A 15,464-nucleotide genomic window follows, 5' to 3' on the forward strand; every position below is an offset into this window, starting at 1 on the left:
ACCGCGCATCGTGCCCCGGGAATGCGGGAGGGGCGGGCTCAGCCCGCCTGGCTGCGGCGCGCGCGGCGCTCCGCGAGCTCGTCGACGGCCGTGACCCGGGCCGGGTCGTCCGCGCGGTCGGCGGGCAGCGACGACAGCGAGCCCTCGAGCTCGCGCCACACCTTGCCCAGCGCGATGCCGAACACGCCCTGGCCGCCCTGGACCAGGTCGATGACCTCGTCGTCCGAGGTGCACTCGTAGACGGAGGCGCCGTCGGACATCAGCGTGATGCGGGACAGGTCCTCGACGCCGCGCTCGCGCAGGTGCTCGACCGCGGAGCGGATCTGCTGGAGGGACACGCCCGAGTCGAGCAGCCGCTTGACGACGCGCAGGACCAGGATGTCGCGGAAGCCGTAGAGGCGCTGCGTGCCCGAGCCGGTGGCCGAGCGGACCGTGGGCTCGACGAGGCCGGTGCGGGCCCAGTAGTCGAGCTGGCGGTAGGTGATGCCGGCGGCCTTGCACGCGGTGGGTCCGCGGTAGCCCGCGTTCTCGTCGAGCGGCGGGAGGCCGTCGTCGAAGAGGACCCCCTGATCGAGCCGGGGAGGCGTGCGGTGGCCGGGTCCGTCGGTCATCTGTCCTCCTAGGTTCAACCTTCACTCAAACGTTAGGGCTGCCGGGATGCCGGGTCAACGACCGCGCGCCCGTGTCGCGCGACCTTGCCCCTATCCTCCCACCTGGTGGCGCACGACGGCGGAGAACGCGGCGATCGCGGCCTCGCCGAACTCGCCCGCGGCGGCCTCGGCCTCTCCCCCGCCGCGACGGCGCAGCGGCGCGGCATGGGCCTCGGCGCGGTCCGCCTCGCGGCGGGCCGCGAGCACGAGCGTGCGCAACGACCGCACGTCGCCCCCGGCGTTGAGGTACGCGGCGGCCGCCACGACCACGGTGAGCACGCCCGGCTCGTAGCCGTCCGGCACGGACGCGCCCACGATGCCCGCGTCCTCGAGCTCGCGCAGCGTCTCGAGGCTCACTCCCCCGCGCTCCGCGACGGCGGCCGCGGTGAGGTAGTCGTCGGGCGCCTCGCCGATCTCGGTGAGCGTCACCGGCTCGTGGAGCAGGCCGGCGTCGAGGGCGTCGAGCTGCTCGCGGATGACCGTGAGCGGACGGTAGTGGTCGCGCTGCTGGCGCAGCACGAAGCGCAGGCGCTCGACGTCCGCCGGCGAGTACTGCCGGTAGCCCGACGACGTGCGCTCGGGCGTGACGAGCCCGTGCGAGTCGAGGAAGCGCAGCTTCGACGTCGTGAGCGTCGGGAACTGCGGCTGGACCAGCCCGAGCACGTCGCTCACCCGGAGCATCGGCTCGTGCGAGAGCGCGTGGGGCCAGGTGCCGACGAGCACCGGGGACGGCCCGTGGTCACGGGCCTCCGGTGCGTCGACGCTCGCGGGCGCCGCCTGGGGACGTGCGGCCTGCGCCATCCGTCAGGCCTGCGAGCCCGGGTGGAACGTCAGCCGGTACTTGCCGATCTGGACCTCGTCGCCCGCCTCGAGCCTGCGCTCCGAGACGTTCTCCCGGTTGACGTACGTGCCGTTGAGAGACCCCTGGTCGCGCACGTAGAACGCGTGCCCGTCGCGGACGAACTGCGCGTGCTCGCGGCTCACGGTGACGTCGTCGAGGAAGATGTCCGACTTCACCGACCGTCCCGCGGTGGTGACGTCGACGTCGAGCAGGAAGCGCGCGCCGAGGTTGGGACCGTGGTGGACGATGAGCAGCGCGTGGTCGGGACCGAGCGCCTCGACGGCGGCCTGGTCCTGCGCGCTCAGGCGGTGCGGGGCCGCCTCGTCCACGGGGGCTGCGGAGTCGAGCGACATGGTGCGCTCGACGGGGCTCTCGTCATATGTCATGACGCCTCCTTCAGCTCGACCGTTCGCTGCTCATCCTAGGCCCGACGGGCCCTCCGGCGACACCTCGCCACGCCCGGCGTGCAGCGCCATCCGCGCACGCAGATCCAGGACATAGCCCACCCCGGAGTACCAGTAGAAGACCGCGGCGACGGACGCGCCGGCGATCGCGACGCCGTGCAGGTAGCCCCAGTCGGGGAACGCCACGCTCACGAGGTACGCCATGGGCAGGAACAGGTACAGGAGCGCCGTCGCGAGCTTGCCGACGAACGTGACCTGGGGCGAGGCGACGTGGTGGCGGTGCGCGATGAGGAGCACCGTGCCGACCATGACGTCGCGCGCGAGCAGCACCGCGACGAGCCACCACGGGATGATGTCGCGGAACGCGAGCCCGAGCACGACGGCGACCGTGAGCAGCCGGTCCGCGGCGGGGTCGAGGAGGCGCCCGAGGCGGGTGACCTGGCCCCAGCGGCGCGCGAGGTAGCCGTCGAGGAAGTCGCTGATGCCGGCCGCGGCGAGCGCGATGATCGCCCACGTGTCGCGGTCGGCGCTCAGGAGCGCGCCAAACACCGCGATCAGCAGCAGGCGGACCCCGCTGATGGCGTTGGGGATCGTCCACACCGCGGTCGCGGGGACCGGATGGACATGCCCGTGACGGGGGTGCTCGACGGCTTCCACGCCGCACAGTCTAGAGGGATGTCAGGATTCGGGCTCCTGCTCCATGACCTTGTCCACGGTGGCGGCGGCGATGCGGGTGGCCTCGTCCTCGCTGGCGCCGCGCGCGAGCTCCTTGGCCTTGATCTGCTCGAACTTGTAGTGCCGCGTGTCGGTCACCTTGTCGTCGCTCATGATCCACCTCCGTCGCTGGTCCAGGGGACGTCTCCAGCCTAGAACGGGCCCGCGCCCGGCGCGAGGCGCGCGCGGCCTCCGTGACACGGGTGTGGGGCCCCTCTAGCATGGAGGCGTGACCACCCCCGCCCTCGAGCCGCGCGACTGGGCCCTCTGGCGCGCCCTCGCGCTCATGGGCCGGCGCCTCGTGGCGGGCCTCGAGCAGCGGCTCCAGGCCGCCGTGGGCATCTCGGTGCCGGACCTCGACATCCTCATGGCGCTCGACGCCGCCCCCGAGGGGCGGCTGCGCGCGGGCTCGCTCGGCGAGATGCTCGGCTGGGAGAAGTCGCGCATCTCGCACCACGTGTCGCGCATGGAGGCCCGCGGCCTCGTCGCCCGCGTCACGTGCGTGGAGGACCACCGCGGCACGTGGGTGGAGATGGACGATGCGGGCCGCGAGGCCCTCGCCGCGGCCCTGCCGGTCTTCGCGGCGCACCTCAGGAACGGGCTCGTGGACGTGGTGCCCGAGGACGAAGCCGAGGTGGTCGGGCGCGTCGCGCTGCGGGTCCTCGACGCCTCGCCGGCGACCAGCTGCCAGGCCGAGATCGACCGCCTCGGCGTCGAGCTCGGGCTGCGCGCGGCGGATGTCGCCGGCACCGCGTCCTGACGCCGTGCGCCTGCCGTCGCGCGCCCGCTGAGCCCGTACTGTTGAGCCATGCCCGACCCGACGCACCGCACCGCCGACGTCGTCGTCATCGGGGCCGGGCAGGCGGGCCTCGCCGTCGCGTACCACCTCGGCCGGCGCGGCCTCATGAGCGGGCGCGACGTGCTCGTGCTCGACCGCGGCCCCGGCCCGGGCGGTGCCTGGCAGCACCGGTGGCAGTCGCTCACGCTGGGCGGCACGCACCACCTGCACGACCTGCCGGGCATGGCGGAGACCGGCCTGTCGTTCTCGACCGCGCCCGGCGACCGTCCGGCGCGCGACGTCGTGTCCGAGTACTACGGCAGCTATGAGGAGCGGCACGGCATCGAGGTGCTGCGCCCCGTCACCGTGGCCCGCGTCGAGCGCGCCGGCGACCGCTACCGGGTGCTCGCGGCCACCGGCTCCGCGGTGACGTCTGTGGACGCGCGGGTGGTGGTCTCGGCGACCGGCACGTGGACGAGCCCGCGCGTGCCGTTCATGCCCGGGCGGGACCGCTTCGGCGGCCTGCAGGTCACGACGGCCACGTACACGGGCGCCGCCCCGTTCGCGGGCCTCCGCGTCGCCGTGGTCGGCGGCGGCACATCCGCGCTCACGTTCCTCGACGAGGTGGGCGACGTCGCCTCCGAGGTGCTGTGGTTCACCCGGCGCACCCCGACCTTCCACGACGAGGAGGTCGAGCTGTCCCCCGAGCGGGGCCGCGTCGCGGTCGCGATCCAGGACGAGGCGGCGCGGGCCGGACGCCCGCTGCCCTCGATCGTGTCCGTCACGGGGCTTCCCCGGTCGGCGCTCGTGCGCCGCCTCGAGGCCGCGGGCCGCCTCGAACGGCTGCCGATGTTCGCGGAGATGACCGGGACGGGCGTCATCACCCGCGACGACGTCGAGATCCCGCTGGACGCGGTGATCTGGGCCACCGGCTTCCGCCCGGAGATCGCGCACCTGCGCCCGCTGGGCGTGGTGAACGATGCGGGCGGCATCGTCGTCGAGGACGGCCGGGTGCCCGGGGAGCCGGGCCTGTTCCTCGCGGGCTACGGCCCCCAGGCGAGCACGATCTCGTCGAACCGTGCCGCGCGCCTCACCGCCAAGGCCATCGCCGAGGTGCTCGGGCGCTAGCGTCGCACCCGGTACCGCAGGTGCAGCACGCGCTCGCCCTGCACCGCCTCGTCGGGATCCTCGAGGAGGTGCGGCGCCTGCACCGCCCCGAAGAAGCGCCTGCCGGAGCCGAGCACGACGGGGACGACGTCCATGCGGACTTCGTCGACCAGCCCCGCGCCGAGCGCCTGGCCGCCGACGTCGCCGGCGGCGACCTCGACGATGCGGTCGCCCGCCAGCTCCCGCGCCCGCGTCACCGCCTCCTCGATCCCCTCGACGAAGTCGAACGGGGACCCGCGATCCCAGTCCGCGGGCGCGCCCCGGTGCGTCACGACGACGACATGGTCGACGCCGCTCGGCGGGGTGGCGCCGAAGCCGTCCGCGAGGTCGAAGGACCGGCGGCCGACGACGGTCGTGCCGATCCGGTCCCAGTAGGCCCGCGTGTAGTCGTGGGACGCCCGCGACACCTTCAGCACTCCGGCGTCGTCCAACGGCACGTCCCCGGAGACGAGCCAGTCGAACAGCGGTCCGGGCCGGTCGTGCTCGTCGGCGATGAAGCCGTCGACCGACACCGAGCCGTACATGACAACCGCGCCCACGGTGCGCTCCCTCGCCTCGGGACGCCCTCAGGCTAGCCCCGCGCGGGCCGGAGGGGGCGCCCCTCTCGCCGTGCGCCCCCTCCGGTCCGCAGGACCGCTACAGGCCGGCCACCACCGCATCGGCCACGGGCCACGGCGTGCCGAACCGGTGCATCGTCACCGCGACCGCCTGCTCCCGGAGGAACGGCAGCAGCTCGACCTCGGGCGCGCCGGTGACCGGCGCGTCGTAGACGGCGAGGTCGATGCGCTGCGCGGGGGCGGCGCCGACGGCGCGCACGCGCGCCCCGTCGCCGGCGAGCCGCGCGACGAGCGCGTCCTCGGACTCGACGGTCACGGCGAGCCCGGCGTCCTCGAGCAGCGCGCGGAAGCGCGGCGTGAGCTCGACGGCGCTCGACAGGCCGCCCGTGCCGCCGGCGGTGAGCCGGGCCGCGCACACGCGCTGGAGCGCGGCCTTGTCGACGCCGTCCCAGCGGATCTCGGTGGCCGCGGGAGCGTGGCGCAGCGCGTTGCGCTCGGAGACGAGGCGGCTGCGGTCGACCGCGGCGCCGAAGGCCTGCGACCACGCGCGCGCGTCCGCCGCGGCGGCGGCTCGCACCCACGCGGGGGCGTCCTCGAGCAGCGGCATCCGCGCGGCGGTCGGCGGGGCGTCCACGTCGGCGCGCTCCCATCCGGTGAGCTGCACGAGGTAGGACGGGCCGCCCGCCTTCGCGGTCGGGCCCACGACGGACCGCTTCCAGCCGCCGAACGGCTGCCGCTGGACGATCGCTCCGGTGATGCCGCGGTTGACGTACACGTTGCCCGCCTCGACCGCGCCCAGCCACCGGGCGATCTCCGTCTCCTCGAGGGAGTGCAGGCCTGCGGTGAGGCCGTAGTCGACGCCGTTCTGCAGCGCGATCGCCTCGTCGAGGGTCGCGGCGGTCATGATGCCGAGCACCGGTCCGAAGCACTCGGTGAGGTGGAACCACGACCCGGGGGCGACGCCGGCGCGGACGCCGGGCGTCCACGAGCGGCCCTCGTCGTCCAGGCGGCGCGGCTCGACGAGCCACCTCTCCCCCGGCTCGAGCGTGGTGAGGGCGCGCAGCAGCTTGCCCCGCGCGGGCTCGATGACCGGGCCCATCTGCGTGGTCGCGTCGTCGGCGGCGCCGACCGTGAGCGAGCGGACCGCGTCCTCGAGCTGCGTGAGGAAGCGTCGCGAGGTCGCCACGGGGCCCACGAGGATGACGAGCGACGCCGCCGAGCACTTCTGGCCGGCGTGGCCGAACGCGGAGTGGACGACGTCGCGCACCGCGAGGTCGAGGTCCGCGCTCGGGGTCACGACGATCGCGTTCTTGCCGGAGGTCTCGGCGAAGAGGCGCAGGCCGGGGGCGACGCGGTGGAACAGGGCGCCGGTCTCGTAGGCGCCCGTGAGGATGACCTGGTCCACGTCCGGGTGGCCCAGGAGGGCGTCTCCGAGGCCCGCGTCGATGCCGTCGGCGGAGATGTCGACGAGGCGCAGCGCGTCGCGCGGGACGCCCGCCTGCCAGAGGATCTCCGCGAGCAGCGCGCCGCAACGGGCCGACTGCTCGGCCGGCTTCAGCACCACGGACGATGCGGCGGCCAGGGCCGCGAGCGTCGAGCCGGCGGGGATGGCCACCGGGAAGTTCCACGGCGGCGTGACGACCGTGACGTCGCGCGGCACGGGCCGCGCGCCCTCGAGCCGGTGCAGGTCGAGCGAGCGCTCCGCGTAGTAGTGCGCGAAGTCCACCGCCTCGGACACCTCGGGGTCGGACTGGTCGATGGTCTTGCCGGCCTCGGCCATCATCACGGCGACGAGGTCTCCGCGGCGCGCCTCGAGGGCGCGTCCGGCGGCGTGGAGGATCGCGGCGCGGTCCTCGGGGGTGAGCGCCTGCCACGAGGCCGCGCCCACCTTGGCCGCGGCGACCTCCGCGGCGACCTCCGCATCGTCCTCGACCCGCGCGGCCGCGAGGGTGTCGAGCCCGGCCCGCGTGGACGGCGCCGTGGCGCGGATCTCCCGCGCCCAGGCGCGGCTGGAGGCGAGCGACGGGTCGGTGTCGGCGGCGTTGGCGAAGCCCGTCGACGGGGCCGCGCCGCGGGCGGCGTCCCGGTGCGAGGCCGGGACCGCGTCCTCGGCGCGGGCGAGGGACGCGCGGAAGCGCGCCTCCTCGCGGGCGAACGTGGCGTCGTCCTCGAGGTCGTACAGCGCGGACATGAAGTTCTCGGGGCTCGCGACCTCCTCGAGGCGGCGGACCAGGTACGCCAGGGCGACGTCGAACTCGCCGGGGTGGACCACGGGCGTGTACAGACGCAGCGGGCCGGTGTCCTGCGCGACGGCGGCGGCGACGTGCTCGCCCATGCCGAGCAGCATCTCGAAGTCGAGGCCGTCGGTCACGCCGCGCTCGCGCGCGGTAAGCAGCGCGTGGGCGATGTCGAAGAGGTTGTGCCCCGCGACGCCGAGGCGCACGTGCGCGAGCCGCTCGGGGGTGAGCGCGAGGTCGAGGATGCGCTTGTAGTGGGCGTCGGACTCCTCCTTGGAGCCCCAGGTCGCGAGCGGCCACCCGTGCTGCTCGGCGTCCACGCGCTCCATCGAGAGGTTCGCGCCCTTGACCAGGCGCACCTTGATGGGCGCGCCGCCGCGCGCGACGCGGTCGCCGGCCCAGTCCTGAAGGCGGCGCATCGCGCCGAGCGAGTCGGGCAGGTAGGCCTGCAGGACGATGCCGGCGGTGAGGTCCTCGAGGCCGGGGCGCTCGAGCAGGCGGGTGAAGACGGCGACGGTGAGGTCGAGGTCGCGGAACTCCTCCATGTCGAGGTTCACGAACGCGCCGTCCTTGCGGGCGGCGAGCTCGTACAGGGGCGCGAGGCGCTCGACCACGGCGTCGACGGTCGCGTCGAACGCCCACGGCGAGTGCGGCGCGACCGCGGCGGACACCTTGAGGGACACGTAGTCGACGTCGGGCCGCTCGAGCAGCGCGAGCGTGCGCGCGAGGCGGCGGTCGGCCTCGGCGGCGCCGAGCACGGCCTCGCCGAGGAGGTTGAGGTTGAGGCGGCTCCCGCGGGCGCGCAGGCGCGCGAGCGCACGGCCCAGGCGGGCCTCGGTCGCGTCGACGATGAGGTGGCCGACCATCTCGCGCACCACGCGGCGGCACACGGCCACGACCAGCCCGGGCGCCACGTGGGAGGCGAGTGCGCCGGCGCGGAGCGCGACGCGCTGGTAGCCGGGCAGGAAGGCGTGGTCCCGGCGCACCATGCGTCGCAGGCTCGCGGCCGCGACGCCCGTGTCCTCGGGGCGGACGATGCCGTCGACGAAGTCCGTGAGGAACGGCAGGCCCTCCGGATCGCGGAGCATGCGCGCGAGCAGGCGCGCCGAGCCGTCGATCGGGTGGGACCGGGAGGCCTCGAGCCACGTCCGCACCTGCGCGACGGTGTCGTCGGCGGTGTGGGTGCGCTCGGGAGCCAGCGGGGACATGGTCATGGTGCTCCTTCTCTGAAGGCATCAGTGTCGGGCCGCCCAACCCCACAGCACCAGCGACCCAGTCTTACGAATATTCGTCAGTTCTGCTTATGCTTTCGGGGTGCTCGACCTCGTCCGTCTCGTCGCCCTCCGCGAGCTCGCGCTACGCGGCACGATCGCGGCGGCGGCGCACGCGCTGGGCTACACCGCGTCGGCCGTGTCGCAGCAGCTCGCGACCCTCGAGCGCGAGGCCGGGGTGCCGCTGACGATCCGCTCCGGGCGACGTGTGATCCTCACCCCGGCGGGCGAACGGCTCGTGGCCCGCACGCACGAGCTGCTCGACACCATGGAGCTCGCGGAGGCCGAGCTGAGCGCCGGCTCCGGCCGCGTCACCGGGACCGTGCGGCTCGCGGTGTTCCAGTCCGCGGCCCTCACCCTCGTCACCGGCGCGCTGCTGCGCCTCCGCGAGTCGCACCCCGGCGTCCGCGTCAAGGTGACGCAGACCGAGCCCGAGGAGGCGTTCGCCGACACGTGGGCGCGCGAGTACGACCTCGTCGTCGCCGAGGAGTACCCCCAGCACTCGGCTCCCCACTACCCCGGCGTCGTGCGGCGGCCGCTCGTGCGCGACGAGCTGCTCCTCGCGGTCGGCGGCGAGTGGGCCGGCGCCTCGTCGGTCGCGGACCTCGCCGACGCCGCGTGGGTGATGGAGCCCGCGGGCACGGCGACGCGCCACTTCGCGGAGCAGACCTGCCGCGTGGCGGGCTTCGAGCCGGACGTGCGCTTCGAGAGCTCGGACCTCCAGGCCCACGTCCAGCTGGTCCAGAAGGGCCTCGCGGTGGCCATCCTGCCCGGCCTCATGGTGTCCTACGCCGGCATCGACGCCCGCGTGCTGCCGCTCGAGGGCGGGCCCCGCCGCACGGTGTTCACCGCGATGCGCGCGACGTCGCGCCGCGATCCCGCGGTCGAGGCCGTGCGGGCCGCGCTCGAGGCCTCGGCGACCTAGCCCCCCGCGCCGACAGTCCGCACGGATCTCGCGGCGACACGCCGCGGATCCGAGCCGAGCGCGACCGTCAGGTCGGCGTGTCGGGACCGGCTCCGTGCCCGCTGTCGGGGGCGGCGGGGAGCGCGGGGAGGGCGCGGACCAGCAGGGTCGCGCCCGCGACCGCCGCCGGCATGGCCAGCACCGCGCCCAGCGGCAGCAGGAACACGAGGAAGACGGTGGCGCCGAACGCGATCACCCGGAGCCGGTACGGGCGCAGCGCCCGGATCCGGTCGCGGCGCGCGACGATGCCCCGCCGCGCCATCGGGTACGCCGTCAGCTCGATCGCGAGCAGACGGCCGCCGACGAGCGCGCCGAGCGAGAACGCCGTCGCCGAGCCGACGACCGGCAGCAGGCCGATCCCCAGGAGCAGCAGCGACACCCCGATCGAGATCGCCAGCGTCACGACGCCCTCGCCGAGCCCGCGCAGCAGCGCGGGCCACCACGGCTCGTCGTCGGGCGCGGCGCCGAGGTCCGCGTCGAGGCGGCGCGAGATCGCCTCGAAGAAGGGCTGGCCGATCGCGAGCGTGAGCGTCGCGAACAGCGCGACCGCGACGAGGGACGATGCGGCGAGCACGGCCACCGACGCCGTCACCGCGGCCACGGAGGCGACCCAGCCGTCGTCGGCCCCGAGCGCGCCGGCGATCGCCCGCCCCACCGCGCCGAGGTTGACGGCGAGCACGCCGAGCGCGACGCCGAACAGGACGGCGACCAGGAGGCCCGGCAGCACGCCGAGGCCGAGCAGGCGCGGCTCGCGCGCCCACGCGCGCAGCCCGGACACCGCGGTCCGCACCCCGACCGCGACCTCGCGCGCACGGGCGGGCACGGCGCGGGCGGGAGGCATGGCGCCGATGCTAACGGCGACACCCCGCGCGGGCTACAGTGACGCGCATCCGGCCTGCTCGACCCGCCGATCGTCCTCCGAGGAGCACCCATGCACGACCTCATCCTGCGCGGCGCGCGCCTCCGCGGCCACGACGGCCCGCTCGACGTCGCGATCGACGCGGGCGCCATCGCTGAGGTGGGCCAGGAGCTGGGCCGGGGACGGGAGGAGCTGACCCTCGACGGGCGGCTCGTCGTGCCCGGGCTGTGGGACGCCCACGTCCACTTCGGTCAGTGGGCGCGCACGCGGAGCCGGCTGGACGTCGCGGGGGCGCGGTCGGTGGCCGAGGCGTGCGCGGCGGTGCGGGGGGCGCGTCCCGACGGGCTGCTGGTCGGCTTCGGCTTCCGGTGGGCGACGTGGGCCGAGGCGCCGACCGCGGCGGCCCTCGACGCCGCCCGACCCGCGCCCACCGTGCTGCTGTCGGGCGACATGCACACCGCCTGGGTGAACACCGCCGCGGCGCTCGAGCTCGGCTGCCGGCCGGGCCTGCTGCGCGAGGACGAGGCCTTCGCCGCCGAGGTCGCCCTCGACGCCGCTCCCCTCCCCCGCTCCGCGGTCGCGGAGGCGGTGCGGGCCGCATCGTCGCGCGGCGTCGTCGGGATCGTCGACCTGGAGTTCGCCGACACCGTCGAGGAGTGGAGCGCGCGGATCGCCGCCGGGATCGACGGGCTGCGCGTCGAGGCCGGCTTCTACGGCGAACGCCTGGAGGCGCGCGTCGCCTCGCGGGCGCGCACCGGGCTCGCGGTGGACGGCACGCGCGGCCTGCTCCGGCACGGCCCCCTCAAGGTCATCGCGGACGGGTCCCTCAACACCCGCACCGCGCACTGCTGCGACCCCTACCCCGACGGCGGCGTCGGGATGCAGAACGTCGACGGTCCCGCCCTCGGCGAGCTCATGATGCGCGCCACCGGCGCCGGCATCGCGTGCGCGATCCACGCGATCGGCGATGCCGCGAACGCGATCGCGCTCGACGCGTTCGAGGCGACGCGCGCCCGGGGAAGCATCGAGCACGCCCAGCTCCTCGCGGACGCGGACGTCGCGCGATTCGCGCGCCTCGGCATCGTGGCGAGCGTGCAGCCCGAGCACGCGCTCGACGACCGCGACGTGGCGGACGAGCTGTGGGCGGGGCGCACCCGCCGCGCCTTCCCGCTGCGCGCGCTGCTCGACTCCGGGGCGCGCGTGGTGCTGGGCTCGGACGCGCCCGTCGCGCCGCTCGACCCGTGGATCGCGGTCGCGGCGGCGGTGCGGCGCACGCGCGGCGACCGGCCGGCGTGGCATGGCGAGCAGGCGCTCACGGTCGACGAGGCGATCGCCGCGAGCACCCGGTCGACGATCGCGCCGGGTCAGCGCGCCGACCTCGCGGTGCTCGACGCGGACCCGTGGACCGCCGACGGCGACGCCCTGCGGACCCTCCCCGTCGCGATGACCCTCGTGGGCGGACGGGCGACGCACGCAGCCCTCTAGGCGATCAGACGATCGCCTCCTCGAGCGTCGCGCTCTCCAGCGAGATGTCGACGCCCGCGAGGGCCTTGGAGACCGGGCAGTTGTCCTTGGCGTCCTCGGCGAAGCGCGAGAACTCCAGCTGGTCGATGCCCGAGACCTTCGCGTGCACGGTGAGCATGCTCGACAGCACGCCGACGCCGGCCTCGAACTTCACCTCGGCCTCGACCTTGACCCAGTGCGGCGGCGTGCCGTTCTGCTCGAGCGCGAAGGAGAGCGCCATCGAGAAGCACGAGGCATGCGCGGCGGCGAGCAGCTCCTCGGGTGTCACCGCGTTCTCGCGCCCCTCCGAGCGCGCCTGCCAGTCGACCTCGAACTCGCCGTTGCCCGACGCGAGCGTCGCCTTGCCCTGACCGGTCGTCAGCCCGCTGTACCAGTTCGCCGTCGCCCTGCTCGAGACCGTCATCACGTGCTCCTTCGCCCGGTGGGGGTCCGCCGGCGGTCGCCGTCGCACCCGGATCCACCCTCCACCTCCCACGTTAGGGCGCGGGGGCGTTCTTGCGCATGCCGACGCCGAGGCGCGCCGCGAGGCCGCGGCTCAGACCCCCACGCGGTCGCGCGTGGGAAGCGTGCACGCGTACTCGTTCCGCACGCGAGACGTGAGGGCCCAGCCGAGCAGCACGATCGCGCCGACGGCGAGATAGGGCTGGATCGGCTCGAAGAACTGGATGGCGCCCGTGTAGCCGAGCGCGAGCAGGACGAGCTTGTTGCACACGGGGCAGCCGACGGCGAAGAACGTGACGAACGCCCCCGCCATGCCGAGCTTGCCGTCGCGCTGCGCCTTGGCCTCCTCGGGTGTCGCGACGTAGGTCGCCGCGAGCAGGCCGGACAGCACCGCGGAGATCGCGAGGGCCCAGTACGACCACGCGGTGGGCGGGATCTCGCGGCCGAACACGGGGTTCGGGACCAGGTCGGTGGGGAGCGCGATGAAGAGGTACGTGGCGACGGCGGTGCCGAGCGCGACGAGCCACCGGCGCGCGGGCCAGCGGCGCAGCGAGATCAGGACGTCCATCCGGGAAGCATACCCCAGGGGGTATCAGCCGACGGGATGGTCGAGGAGCCGGCGCAGCGTCGTGATGACGCCCGCGTCCTCGTTGGAGGGCGCCCGGTAGCGGGCGCGCTCCGCGACGTCCGGGTGCGCGTTGGCCATCGCGAAGGACAGCTCCGACGCGTCCATCATCTCGAGGTCGTTGAGGTAGTCGCCGAAGACGACCGTCTGCCCCGGCGTGATCCCCAGCGCCTCCTGGAGACGGCGGACCGCCACGCCCTTGTCGACGCGGGCGCCCATGATGTCGATCCAGTGCCGGTCCGAGACCACCACCTTGAGCGCGCCGTCGAAGCGCGCGAGCACCGGCGCCGTGTCGTGCGCCGCGTCCCCGAAGTCGTAGACGGCGACCTTGAGGAACTCGTCCTCGACGGCCGCCAGGTCCTCGACGATCTCGAGCGCCGCGTAGTACGGCTGGGAACGGGACAGGAAGGCCTCGTCGGCGCGCTCGACGTACGCCGAGCGCTTGCCGCACAGGACCGCGCCCACGTCGTAGCCCGCCGCCGCGTGGTCCCTCACGGCCCGGACGATGTCGGGCACGGTCGCCGACGGGATCGGCGACGACGAGATCTCCGCGTCGCCGCGGCGCACGTACGCGCCGTTCTCCGCGATCACGACCAGCCCGTCGCCCAGCCGCGCGAACTGGCGGGCGAGCGTCGCGTGCTGACGCCCCGAGGCGGGGGCGAACAGGATGCCGCGCTCGTGCATGTGCTCGACGAGCGGCCACAGCGCGTCCGGGATCTGCTTGGCGGCGTCGAGCAGCGTGCCGTCCATGTCGCACACGACCAGCCTGATGTCGTGAGGTCCGTCCGGCACGTGGAACGCGTCGGGGTGGGTCATCGTCCCTCCTGGTCTGTCGGCGGCCTCCAGCCTAGCCGCGGACGAGGCGCGGTCGGCCCGGCCCGTCGTGGACGGTGCAATCGGGGCAAGGTGGTCATCGGGCCCTCCCAGGAACGCTAGATTCCTGCACCAGGGGCGGCGGCGCCCCGGGGATTCGGGGGAACCATGGCTGCACCGGTGATCGGCGCGACGTCCTATGTCGAGGAGTCGAGCATGGGCACGTGGCACGACATGCCCGCCGTGTGGCTGCCCGACGACTACATCGCCCCGCTGCGCGCCGCCGGCGCCGTGGTCGCGGTGCTGCCCGAGCAGGACCCCGCGCTCGCCGCCGATGCGCTCGCCCGCGTCGACGCGCTCTACCTCACGGGCGGCTACGACGTCGACCCCGCGGTCTACGGGGCGGACGCGCACGAGCGGTGCGACGCGCCGCGTGCGGGCCGCGACGCGTGGGAGATCGCGCTCGTGCGGGAGGCGACCGCGCAGGGCATGCCGATCCTCGGCGTGTGCCGCGGCGCGCAGGTCCTCAACGTCGCGCGGGGCGGCACGCTCCACCAGCACGTCCCGGACGTCGTCGGCCACGACGACTACCAGATGGGCGACGCGATCTTCCGCGACCTCGGCGTCAGCGTGCTGCCCGACACCCTGCTCGCGACGCTGCACCCGCTCGAGCGCGAGGTGCCCATGTACCACCACCAGGCGATCGACAGGCTGGGCGAGGGGCTCGTCGTGGCCGCACGCTCGGTGCACGGCCTGGTCGAGGCCATCGAGGACCCGGCGCAGGCGTTCTGCCTCGCGCTGCAGTGGCACCCCGAGCACGACGAGCTCACCGCCGTGTGGGACGGGTTCGTCGCCGCCGCCCGGGCGAGCGCGGCACGCTGAGGAGCCGGCCCGCGCCCCGTCAGAGCGCGAGCGCGATCCGCGCGGCCGCGTCGAACTGCGTCTCCCGCTCGTCCGCGGTCATGCTCTCACCCGTCACCAGGTGGTCGGAGACTGTGACGATCGCGAGGGTGCGGATCCGCTCCGCCGCGCCGACCGCGTAGAGCGCCGCGGCCTCCATCTCCACCGCGAGCGTGCCGTGCGCCGTCAGCGCCTCGGTCAGCGCCGGGCGCTCGAGGTAGAAGTGGTCCGAGGTGAACACCGCACCCGCGTGGACCGCGGCGTCCCCGCCGCGCCGTTCGGCCTCCTCGACCGCCGCGCGCGCGAGCGAGAAGTCCGCGAGGTGGCTGAACTGGACGCCCGGGATGCGGCTCGCCGTCATGGTGGAGTCCGTGTGGGCGCCGGTCGCGATGACGACGTCCCGCACCGCCACGTCCGTGCTCATGCCGCCGCACGTGCCGACGCGGACGATCTGCCGGACGCCGTACTCGCGCGCGAGCTCGGTCGCGTAGATCGTGATGGACGGCGCGCCCATGCCGGACGCCATCGCGGTGACGCGGCGTCCCTCCCACGTGCCCGTGAAGCCGAGGATGCCGCGCACGTCGGTGACGAGCTCGGCGTCCTCGAGGTAGTCGCGCGCGATGCGCTCGGCGCGACGCGGGTCGCCCGGCATGATGACGCGGTCGGCGATCTGGCCGCGCTCGGCGCGGATGTGGGGGGTAGCCATGCGGCCACCCTCT

General features: G+C 74.8%; 17 protein-coding genes. 5 read left to right on the forward strand and 12 right to left on the reverse strand.

What is annotated here, in order from left to right; translation table 11 throughout:
- Window positions 1-38 precede the first annotated feature (38 nt).
- From AOM07_RS05195 to AOM07_RS14660, 5 genes are all read right to left on the reverse strand, one after another.
- On the reverse strand, window positions 39-611 hold the full coding sequence (locus AOM07_RS05195; protein ID WP_062311727.1) for a MerR family transcriptional regulator: 573 nt from the start codon (window positions 609-611) through the stop codon (window positions 39-41).
- A gap of 90 nt (window positions 612-701) precedes the next feature.
- Window positions 702-1,451: a transcriptional regulator FtsR gene (ftsR, locus tag AOM07_RS05200; RefSeq protein ID WP_062311728.1), complete on the reverse strand. Its 750-nt coding sequence runs from the start codon at window positions 1,449-1,451 to the stop codon at window positions 702-704.
- 3 nt (window positions 1,452-1,454) lie between these two features.
- Complete coding sequence (locus tag AOM07_RS05205; RefSeq protein ID WP_062311729.1) at window positions 1,455-1,877, reverse strand: FHA domain-containing protein; 423 nt, start codon at window positions 1,875-1,877, stop codon at window positions 1,455-1,457.
- 30 nt (window positions 1,878-1,907) lie between these two features.
- Window positions 1,908-2,552 (reverse strand): CDP-alcohol phosphatidyltransferase family protein, encoded by a 645-nt coding sequence (locus tag AOM07_RS05210; protein WP_062311730.1) that lies wholly within the window; start codon window positions 2,550-2,552, stop codon window positions 1,908-1,910.
- Between the two features lie 21 nt (window positions 2,553-2,573).
- Window positions 2,574-2,723 (reverse strand): hypothetical protein, encoded by a 150-nt coding sequence (locus tag AOM07_RS14660; protein WP_156165324.1) that lies wholly within the window; start codon window positions 2,721-2,723, stop codon window positions 2,574-2,576.
- A gap of 115 nt (window positions 2,724-2,838) precedes the next feature.
- Between AOM07_RS14660 and AOM07_RS05215 the strand changes: the two genes are divergently transcribed.
- Both AOM07_RS05215 and AOM07_RS05220 read left to right on the forward strand, forming a co-directional pair.
- The gene (locus tag AOM07_RS05215; protein ID WP_062311731.1) at window positions 2,839-3,369 is read left to right on the forward strand and encodes a MarR family winged helix-turn-helix transcriptional regulator; all 531 of its coding nucleotides are present in this window, start codon (window positions 2,839-2,841) and stop codon (window positions 3,367-3,369) included.
- Window positions 3,370-3,417: 48 nt separating this feature from the next.
- Window positions 3,418-4,515: an FAD-dependent oxidoreductase gene (locus tag AOM07_RS05220; RefSeq protein WP_062311732.1), complete on the forward strand. Its 1,098-nt coding sequence runs from the start codon at window positions 3,418-3,420 to the stop codon at window positions 4,513-4,515.
- Here the strand turns inward: AOM07_RS05220 and AOM07_RS05225 are convergent.
- Window positions 4,512-5,093: a dihydrofolate reductase family protein gene (locus AOM07_RS05225; RefSeq protein WP_062311733.1), complete on the reverse strand. Its 582-nt coding sequence runs from the start codon at window positions 5,091-5,093 to the stop codon at window positions 4,512-4,514. The genes AOM07_RS05220 and AOM07_RS05225 overlap by 4 nt on opposite strands.
- A gap of 97 nt (window positions 5,094-5,190) precedes the next feature.
- Window positions 5,191-8,562 carry a bifunctional proline dehydrogenase/L-glutamate gamma-semialdehyde dehydrogenase gene (locus AOM07_RS05230; RefSeq protein ID WP_062311734.1) on the reverse strand — a complete coding sequence of 1,124 codons (3,372 nt, stop codon included), beginning with the start codon at window positions 8,560-8,562 and terminating at the stop codon, window positions 5,191-5,193.
- Window positions 8,563-8,662: 100 nt separating this feature from the next.
- Between AOM07_RS05230 and AOM07_RS05235 the strand changes: the two genes are divergently transcribed.
- Complete coding sequence (locus tag AOM07_RS05235; protein ID WP_062311735.1) at window positions 8,663-9,544, forward strand: LysR family transcriptional regulator; 882 nt, start codon at window positions 8,663-8,665, stop codon at window positions 9,542-9,544.
- Window positions 9,545-9,611: 67 nt separating this feature from the next.
- On the opposite strand, the gene AOM07_RS05240 is transcribed toward AOM07_RS05235, so the two are convergent.
- Window positions 9,612-10,424 carry an EI24 domain-containing protein gene (locus AOM07_RS05240; protein ID WP_062311736.1) on the reverse strand — a complete coding sequence of 271 codons (813 nt, stop codon included), beginning with the start codon at window positions 10,422-10,424 and terminating at the stop codon, window positions 9,612-9,614.
- 90 nt (window positions 10,425-10,514) lie between these two features.
- On the opposite strand from AOM07_RS05240, the gene AOM07_RS05245 reads away from it, so the two are divergent.
- Complete coding sequence (locus tag AOM07_RS05245; RefSeq protein ID WP_062311737.1) at window positions 10,515-11,927, forward strand: amidohydrolase; 1,413 nt, start codon at window positions 10,515-10,517, stop codon at window positions 11,925-11,927.
- Window positions 11,928-11,931: 4 nt separating this feature from the next.
- Here the strand turns inward: AOM07_RS05245 and AOM07_RS05250 are convergent, their stop codons facing one another.
- The 3 genes from AOM07_RS05250 to AOM07_RS05260 form a co-directional block, all read right to left on the reverse strand.
- Window positions 11,932-12,369, reverse strand: a complete 438-nt coding sequence (locus AOM07_RS05250) for an OsmC family peroxiredoxin (RefSeq protein ID WP_062311738.1) — start codon at window positions 12,367-12,369, stop codon at window positions 11,932-11,934.
- A gap of 132 nt (window positions 12,370-12,501) precedes the next feature.
- Window positions 12,502-12,975 (reverse strand): hypothetical protein, encoded by a 474-nt coding sequence (locus tag AOM07_RS05255; protein WP_062311739.1) that lies wholly within the window; start codon window positions 12,973-12,975, stop codon window positions 12,502-12,504.
- Window positions 12,976-12,999: 24 nt separating this feature from the next.
- Entirely contained in the window at window positions 13,000-13,848 is an 849-nt protein-coding gene (locus tag AOM07_RS05260) for an HAD family hydrolase (RefSeq protein WP_062311740.1), read from the reverse strand.
- Between the two features lie 165 nt (window positions 13,849-14,013).
- Here AOM07_RS05260 and AOM07_RS05265 point away from each other — a divergent pair, with 165 nt between their 5' ends.
- On the forward strand, window positions 14,014-14,727 hold the full coding sequence (locus AOM07_RS05265) for a gamma-glutamyl-gamma-aminobutyrate hydrolase family protein (protein ID WP_084830116.1): 714 nt from the start codon (window positions 14,014-14,016) through the stop codon (window positions 14,725-14,727).
- Window positions 14,728-14,746: 19 nt separating this feature from the next.
- On the opposite strand, the gene deoD is transcribed toward AOM07_RS05265, so the two are convergent.
- Entirely contained in the window at window positions 14,747-15,451 is a 705-nt protein-coding gene (deoD, locus tag AOM07_RS05270; protein ID WP_062311742.1) for a purine-nucleoside phosphorylase, read from the reverse strand.
- Window positions 15,452-15,464: the final 13 nt, after the last annotated feature.

Origin of the sequence: Demequina rhizosphaerae, from assembly GCF_000971255.1 — a bacterium.
In the GTDB taxonomy this organism is placed as follows: domain Bacteria; phylum Actinomycetota; class Actinomycetes; order Actinomycetales; family Demequinaceae; genus Demequina; species Demequina rhizosphaerae.

Bases quoted from the DNA above. Each gene is read 5' to 3' on its own strand.
- AOM07_RS05265 (WP_084830116.1), top strand. From the start codon at position 14,014: ATGGCTGCACCGGTGATCGGCGCGACGTCCTATGTCGAGGAGTCGAGC.
- AOM07_RS05250 (WP_062311738.1), bottom strand. From the start codon at position 12,369: ATGACGGTCTCGAGCAGGGCGACGGCGAACTGGTACAGCGGGCTGACG.
- AOM07_RS05205 (WP_062311729.1), bottom strand. From the start codon at position 1,877: ATGACATATGACGAGAGCCCCGTCGAGCGCACCATGTCGCTCGACTCC.
- AOM07_RS05230 (WP_062311734.1), bottom strand. From the start codon at position 8,562: ATGACCATGTCCCCGCTGGCTCCCGAGCGCACCCACACCGCCGACGAC.
- AOM07_RS14660 (WP_156165324.1), bottom strand. From the start codon at position 2,723: ATGAGCGACGACAAGGTGACCGACACGCGGCACTACAAGTTCGAGCAG.
- AOM07_RS05255 (WP_062311739.1), bottom strand. From the start codon at position 12,975: ATGGACGTCCTGATCTCGCTGCGCCGCTGGCCCGCGCGCCGGTGGCTC.
- deoD (WP_062311742.1), bottom strand. From the start codon at position 15,451: ATGGCTACCCCCCACATCCGCGCCGAGCGCGGCCAGATCGCCGACCGC.
- AOM07_RS05260 (WP_062311740.1), bottom strand. From the start codon at position 13,848: ATGACCCACCCCGACGCGTTCCACGTGCCGGACGGACCTCACGACATC.
- AOM07_RS05195 (WP_062311727.1), bottom strand. From the start codon at position 611: ATGACCGACGGACCCGGCCACCGCACGCCTCCCCGGCTCGATCAGGGG.
- AOM07_RS05220 (WP_062311732.1), top strand. From the start codon at position 3,418: ATGCCCGACCCGACGCACCGCACCGCCGACGTCGTCGTCATCGGGGCC.
- ftsR (WP_062311728.1), bottom strand. From the start codon at position 1,451: ATGGCGCAGGCCGCACGTCCCCAGGCGGCGCCCGCGAGCGTCGACGCA.
- AOM07_RS05245 (WP_062311737.1), top strand. From the start codon at position 10,515: ATGCACGACCTCATCCTGCGCGGCGCGCGCCTCCGCGGCCACGACGGC.
- AOM07_RS05240 (WP_062311736.1), bottom strand. From the start codon at position 10,424: ATGCCTCCCGCCCGCGCCGTGCCCGCCCGTGCGCGCGAGGTCGCGGTC.